The sequence below is a fragment of the Streptomyces sp. PTL18 genome (assembly GCF_059510295.1).
The window spans coordinates 21,860-28,244 of sequence record NZ_JCAJZO010000045.1; the positions used below are offsets into that span (position 1 = coordinate 21,860).

The window sequence follows — 6,385 nt, forward strand, 5'->3', positions numbered from 1 at the left end:
CGCAAGCTGAAAAGCCAGCGAAAGAGCCGGACCGCAGCGCGGAACATCGCGCCTTATCTAGCTAGATAGACCGCGAACATGCAGGTAAAAGCCTTTGAGCTATCGGAGCTTGTCAGGGAGGTCAGCGGATGGCGCGCTTGACTGCCGCCCGGAAGATGTCGCCGGTGGTGACCACTTGGGCCTGCAGGCGGGCCTTCTCCATGATGCTGTCGGCGTCCGGGCGGGATGCGGTCATGGCGCACCACAGGTCGATGATGGTGACGGCGCCGCGCCGCTCGGCCTCTCGGATGATGACCTCCGGGCCGTCTCCCCACCGCTTCTGCCACTCCCACAGAGCGGCCACGGCCGGGGCGGACGTCCAGTAGCAGGAGCGCACGAGCTGCTCGCCGAGAGCACCCGGGAGCCGGACCGCCATCCGGGCCGTGAGTTTCGTGGGCTCGGAGCCGCTGCGCTGGTAGTGGTGGGGGCCGGTGCCGACCCGGCGGCCGGGCATCGCGCCGTCCTCGGCGGGCACAGGGTCGTACTCCCCGTCCATGTGCCGGCGCTTCAGCTCCGCGCGGACCTCGCGCGCCACCACCAGATCGCGGGTCCCGGCGAGCTTGCCCCGCTCCCGGAGCCTGCGGAACTCCGCCCGGATCGCTTTGCGTGCCTCGCTCAACGCCTTCCCCCGCAGGAAGCGGATGCCGTACGTCGACCGGGCCTCGGTCAGCCACTCCAGCTCAGCCTTCCGGCCGACTTTCACGACCTCGTCCAGGGCCTGGAGGTGTTCGGGCTCGACAGCGACCACGAAGGGCATCAGCGACATGGCGCGCAGTCTAGCTAGATAGATCGCCCCGCAATCCGCTCTCGCCCACCCCTTCACGCGCGCGTGCGATGGACGGTCTCACGGGTTCCACGGTGCTTGCTAAGTCGCTAGCATTTCCGCTTGCGAGAAATGCTCAAGCAAGCTAGATAACGCGCCCTTAAATGCGCAGGTCAACCCGCGTTTTCGGGTCGTTGCACGGACCGTTTTCCGGCTCTACCTTGCCCTACAGGAACCCCACACAGGAGGTCGTCTTGCCCAGCTCCATCCCGCCGCTGCCCGGTCTCACCCGCTACACGTGGTGGGGCGCCGTACCCGAGGGCCTTCTCACCAAGACCCAGCTCGACCGACAGGGCCTCAAGCCGGGCTCCGACCCGGTCGGCCAGGTGCTCTACCACGGCAACTGCTACGCCCCGCTGTACGAGGTGACCGCCGCGGTGGCGAAGCGGACGTGCTCGCCCGCGCAGCGCGCCGCCCTCGACCGTGCCCGCGAGCTGCAGCACGAGTGCCGACGGTGCGGCGTCCGCGAAGACGAGCCGCTCGGCAAGGGCCGGTACTGCGATCGGGGGTGCCGCTACGCGATGACGATGTGGGAGCAGCACGACCAGGCGCAGAGCCTCGCCCGCGAACTGGTCGCCGACCCGGCCGCCGTGCTCCTGGTCGTCGACGTCGAACCCGACGCGCTGCCGTCCGCTCAGGTCGTGGCCGTTGTGGGAGTCCGTGACCACCAGGTCCTCTACACGACGCAGGCCGGGGAGTACGGGACACCCGAGCGCGGTGCCGTCGTCGACCAGCTCGATGCGCTGCTCGCCGAGCGGCGGGTGGTCGAGGAACCCGACCACATGGGCCCGTCGAGCCGCTACCCGCACCGGCTGATCTCCCAGCCCGGCCAGCCGCTCCGCCCCGGCCCCGACCCGCAGCACCCGTGGGCCGCGCCGCACTCGAACGTGTACCCGAGCGTCGCCCGCATCTGGTTGGGGTGGTTCGCCTGGACGAACTACCCGGGCGACACGATCGCGTCCGTCCCGCAGGACGGGGTGCCTTGGAGCCGTTCCCTGGATGTCGCCGAGGACGGCCGGTCCATGGCAGCTCTCCTGCACCGCATCGCCGACGGCACCGCGCCGGTCTGGGAGCGCGCGGCCTGGACGCTTGACGGGCACGGAGTCCCCGCAGTGCCGTCCCGCCGGCGGGCCGGGGCTGCACGGTGACGTCTGGCCGGACTTGAGGGGCGGTGTCAGCCGGAGGACTCCGGGAGGATGTCCTCCGTGCGGCCCGGTCCGAGGACCCGCCGCGCGGACGGCGGCGCTGCGGAGTTGGTTCCGAGGACTCCGCGGGCCCGCAGCTCGCTGAGGTCCGGCAGATGGATACCGGGCAGTGCGTCGAGAAGGTCGGCCTGTGCGGCGCGGATGCCCTGAGGGGGAGCCTCGGGGCCGGTGCCAAGGGTGCGGCGGGCGGTCACGGCGATCATCGTACGGGCGCCCTTGCCAGCGAACCGCTCTGTTACCTGCGGATACGCGAAACCCGCCACCTCGATCTCTTTGGCCGGAGCAAGAAGTGGCGGGTTCTCAGCGAAGCGAGACTACTTAGACGGTTTATCGGACATTGCAGTACCGACAGCGGCTAAGCAACTACACACAGTGAGTTTTTCGTCTCAATCCGTGATTCATCGTAGCCAGTTTTCTCCAACACTGGGTATTAGTGTAGATACAACGTGTAATCGTCCCTGATCAGAGGCGCGGGTGTGAGTGATATCACACAGAAAGTTATACGGAGCGCTACGGGACGATCACCGCAAAGTAGTTGTGGCTGTGATAGGCATCACCAAAAAACTGATATCCGCCAGCGGGCGCAGGGTATGTGACCTGCGTCATTAGGGGATTTACCCTCTTTTGCCCGATCACACGCTGTGTTCACCCGTGCATCAGAATGAGGCCACGGACACCTCGATCTCTTTGGCCGGAGCAGGGGTGACCTGGACATATCAGCGAAGCGATTGGACTTGCCATGAGTGGCACCATCTCTCCCTCGGTCCCCGCTGCGGGCGGCGCCGACGACGACAAGCGCCGCAGCGTGCACATTCAGGTGGGTCGCCACCTCGACGTCACCCTGGGGGTCTACATCTCCCCGCAGGCGCTGGCGCTGCTGTGCTCTCTCGGCGCCGGGGCTGGCGCCGGCACCTGGTTCGGGTTCCTGAACCACTAAGGGGCCACAGGCGTCGCCGACGTCCGGGCCGCCCTCCCCCTGATAGGCACTGGACCTTTTGTCGGTCCCTCGCCAGTCCCTGCCTTCCGCCCGAGATCCGGCCGGAAGGCAGGGACTGTTTCTGTTTCATAGGTGGTCGCTCGTGAAACACCCCGCCGTGCGCCGATCATGCTGCACGTTTCCTGTTTCATGGGTCGTTTCAAACGGCTGGACGATTGAAACAGACACATGAAACAGTGATCGCGTGAGCGACGACTACCAGCGCGTTGAAGCGCACGACTGCCCCATGTCCACCTGCGCCGCCCCGGCGGGCTCCCCATGCCGCACGACCAAGGGCCGGGTGGCGATCCAGTACCACACCGCCCGCTTCAGGCTCGTGCCCTCGCTGGCGAAGGCGCTGAACGTCGCGGTGCCCGCCGTACGGAAGCCCGGCACGCCCTGGGTGGAGCTGCCGCGCCCCGCCGGGGCCGGCGCCGAAGCCGTCGGCCACGTCCGCATCGGCTACGCCCGCGCGTCCACCGCCCGCCAGTCGCTGGACTCCCAGCTCGACTCCCTCTCGGCGGCCGGGGTCACCCGCGTGTTCTCCGAGAAGATCTCGACCCGCGCCACCAAGCGCCCGGAGCTGGAGAAGGCGGTCACCCTCGCCCGCGAGATCCGGGCCTCCGGCGTCCGCGTCACCCTCGTCGTGCACGAGCACAAGCGGCTCGGCCGCGGCATCGACCTCGCCACGCTCGCCGAGGAGCTGCGCGCCAGCGACGTCGGCCTGGAGTTCCTCACTGGGGAGCTGCAGGGCTCGCACGACCCGGGCGGCGTCGTCTTCACCGTGCTCGCCGCGCTGTCGGGCATGGAGCGCGAGTACATCCGTGACCGCACGCTGGAGGGCCACGAGTCGGCGAGGAAGCGCGGAAAGTCGATCGGCGGCGCGAGCGTCACCGACGACGACATGCTCGGCATGGCGCTGCACCTGCGGGGCCAGGAGCTGAGCCTGCGCGAGATCGCTGCCCGGCTCGTCATCACCAAGGGCGCCAAGAAGGGCCAGCACCCCTCCCCGGCGACCGTCATGCGCATGCTGCGCGAGTACGACGAACAGACGGCCGTCACGGGGCCTGTGGCGGCGCTGGAGGCCGCTGAGAGCGCCTGAGAGCACCACAGGGCACCACACGGGCCCCGAAGCCGTCCACGGGCGGCCCGGGGCCCTTCTGTTCGTCCAGGAGCCGCCACGGCCACAGTGCGGCGTACGGGCGTACGCGCGCGTGGACCTGCGCAAGTTGAGCAACAACCCGGCAAAGTGTCCGAGTTGATCCCCGTTGTTTCTCGCGCGCCCGCGCGTGGGCGGTCCCAAAAGTCCCAAAACCCGGGCCACCTGCCGTTTCCCCGGCCGCGACGACCCTGCGATGGGCCGCGATGAACAGGCCGTGGGCCGCGATGCCGTCGCGGGCAAGTCACCGCGCGTCGTGGCCTCATCGCGGGGCCCGTCGCGGGCTGGAGGGCCTGGATCCCCAGACGTGCACGTACATGTCGGCGCAGGCCAGCCCTCTCGTCAGCCGCGTACATGCTGGTCGTCACCGTCATGCGATTTCCCGCACGCGGTTCCTCCGCATGCGGAGGAACGGCGGCATAAGAAGACCATCCCCCAGAAGACCATTTCTCTCCGCCGTGGTGCCGGCGGTCGAGCAGCTGCAAGCGCGCAACGCGCGGGCGCGCGAAGGACGGTCCAGAAAGTCCAGCAACCTCGCGCGCCCTGCCCCGGCCTACATCGTCCGTCCCCTCGACTGGCTCGGCTGCGGGTGGAAGGCGGCGGCCTGCTGGTGCTGCGCCGCCTGCTTCGCCTGCTGCGCCTGCTGGTGGGCGCGCCGCGCGGTGACCTCCCGGTCGTACAGCTGAGGGAACTTCTCGGCGATCGTGGCGCGCAGGGCCTTCTCGGCGCGGGCGTCGGCGGCCTGGGCGCGGTGGCTGGCGGCGTAGCCCCGGAACTCGCCCGCCTTCCGGGTGGCGCGGCCGACGTCGTCACGGTCCCGCTTGTCCATGCTGTGGCCGCGCCGCTCGGCGACTGACCGCAGCTCCACGAGCCGCTCGGCGGCCTTCTCCGGGTGGTCGGGCACCGGCGTCCTCGCCACACCGAGGCTCTCCGCGAAGCGGCTCTGCTGCACCACGTCCCATGCCTCCCGCAGGGCCTGCCGGGCGTCCCGCTTAGCGTCGGCCTCCATCTGGAGATACCCGGCGCGCTCCCCGGACAGGCGCTGGGTCAGCTCCCGGTACTCCTTCAGCGACGTCCCCGCCAGGCGCAGCGCGATACGGCTCTTGCCCTCGCTCTCGGCGAGCTTGGCGAGCTGCCGGGCGCGGTCGTCGGCGTGGCCGGCCGCAGCGAACGCGGTCTGCAGATGCTCCCGCGCGGTGGCGACACGGGCCTCCGCCTGGTCGAGGACCTCCCCGGCCTCGGCGGCGAACCGCTGCCCACGGGTGGGCTGGCCGGTAGCCCTCTCCCGGTCGAGCCGCGCGGCGAGTTCCCGGGCCCGGGTCTCCGCCTCGGCGGCGGTGGCCTCGGCGTCGGCGGCGAGCCGGTCCCCCTCGGCGATCAGCCGGTTCAGCTCCTGCGGGGAGACGTCGCCATAGATGCGCTTCGTCCACGACGGGACCGCGCGTTCCTCGGCACCGGCCTGGAGGCGGGCGAGCAGCTGCTTGGCCTTCTCCTCGGCACGCCGAGCCTGCTCCTCACGCTGGGCTTCGTCCTGGGCCCGGCGGTGGGAGAGAGACACCGACTTGGCGCGCCCCGCCTGCGCCATGCGGGCCTGGCGGAGCCTGCGTTCGGACTCGGCGCGGGCCTCCTCGGCGGACAGGTCGCGCTGCCGGGGAAGCTGTGCGGGGGCCGGCGGTTCCTGAAGGAGGTCGGAGACCATGCCGTCCGGCCGGGACTGACCCAGGAAGCGGGCGAAGGCGTCGATGGCCCGCTCCAGGCGCTCCTTCTCCGTGCGGGCCTCCCCGAGCCGGGCCCGGGTCTTCTCGTCCTCGAGTACGGCCAGCGGCAGCCACAGGTGGTTCTGGCGCCGGGCCCGGGTGATGCCGGGATACGTGGCGAACGCGTTCGCGCCGTGCCCGTACATGAGCGAGGTGTTGCACGTCAGGCCCTGGCTCGCGGCGATCGTCATGGCGTAGCCGAGGGACAGCGCGCCGCCGGCGACCTTCTGCGGGGTCACCCAGCCGGACTCGTGGCGGTAGCCGCCGGGGGCCTTGGCGTCCTTGACCCGCCACGTGATCTCGACCCGGTGGTTGTCGTCCATCGCCGTGATGACGGCCCGGTAGCCGTTGAGCATGTCTGGGCCCTCGCCGCGGCGGCTGCGGTAGTCGTTCTCCCGTACGCGGACGATGTCGCCCACGGCGAGG

The 6,385-nt window shown here is 70.1% G+C and carries 6 protein-coding genes; 3 read left to right on the plus strand and 3 right to left on the minus strand.

Annotated elements, in window-relative coordinates; translation table 11 throughout:
* Positions 1 to 121: 121 nt before the first annotated feature.
* The gene (locus AC5WS8_RS37170; protein WP_496107907.1) at positions 122 to 805 is read right to left on the minus strand and encodes a hypothetical protein; all 684 of its coding nucleotides are present in this window, start codon (positions 803 to 805) and stop codon (positions 122 to 124) included.
* A gap of 251 nt (positions 806 to 1,056) precedes the next feature.
* Here AC5WS8_RS37170 and AC5WS8_RS37175 point away from each other — a divergent pair, with 251 nt between their 5' ends.
* The gene (locus AC5WS8_RS37175) at positions 1,057 to 2,010 is read left to right on the plus strand and encodes a hypothetical protein (protein WP_496107908.1); all 954 of its coding nucleotides are present in this window, start codon (positions 1,057 to 1,059) and stop codon (positions 2,008 to 2,010) included.
* A 26-nt stretch (positions 2,011 to 2,036) separates the two neighbouring features.
* Here the strand turns inward: AC5WS8_RS37175 and AC5WS8_RS37180 are convergent, their stop codons facing one another.
* Complete coding sequence (locus tag AC5WS8_RS37180; RefSeq protein WP_496107909.1) at positions 2,037 to 2,330, minus strand: hypothetical protein; 294 nt, start codon at positions 2,328 to 2,330, stop codon at positions 2,037 to 2,039.
* 476 nt (positions 2,331 to 2,806) lie between these two features.
* Here AC5WS8_RS37180 and AC5WS8_RS37185 point away from each other — a divergent pair, with 476 nt between their 5' ends.
* Positions 2,807 to 3,004: a hypothetical protein gene (locus AC5WS8_RS37185; protein WP_496107910.1), complete on the plus strand. Its 198-nt coding sequence runs from the start codon at positions 2,807 to 2,809 to the stop codon at positions 3,002 to 3,004.
* 244 nt (positions 3,005 to 3,248) lie between these two features.
* On the plus strand, positions 3,249 to 4,145 hold the full coding sequence (locus tag AC5WS8_RS37190; protein ID WP_496107911.1) for a recombinase family protein: 897 nt from the start codon (positions 3,249 to 3,251) through the stop codon (positions 4,143 to 4,145).
* A 610-nt stretch (positions 4,146 to 4,755) separates the two neighbouring features.
* Here the strand turns inward: AC5WS8_RS37190 and AC5WS8_RS37195 are convergent.
* A partial coding sequence (locus AC5WS8_RS37195; protein WP_496107912.1) for a C-terminal helicase domain-containing protein occupies positions 4,756 to 6,385 on the minus strand: 1,630 nt, incomplete at its 5' end.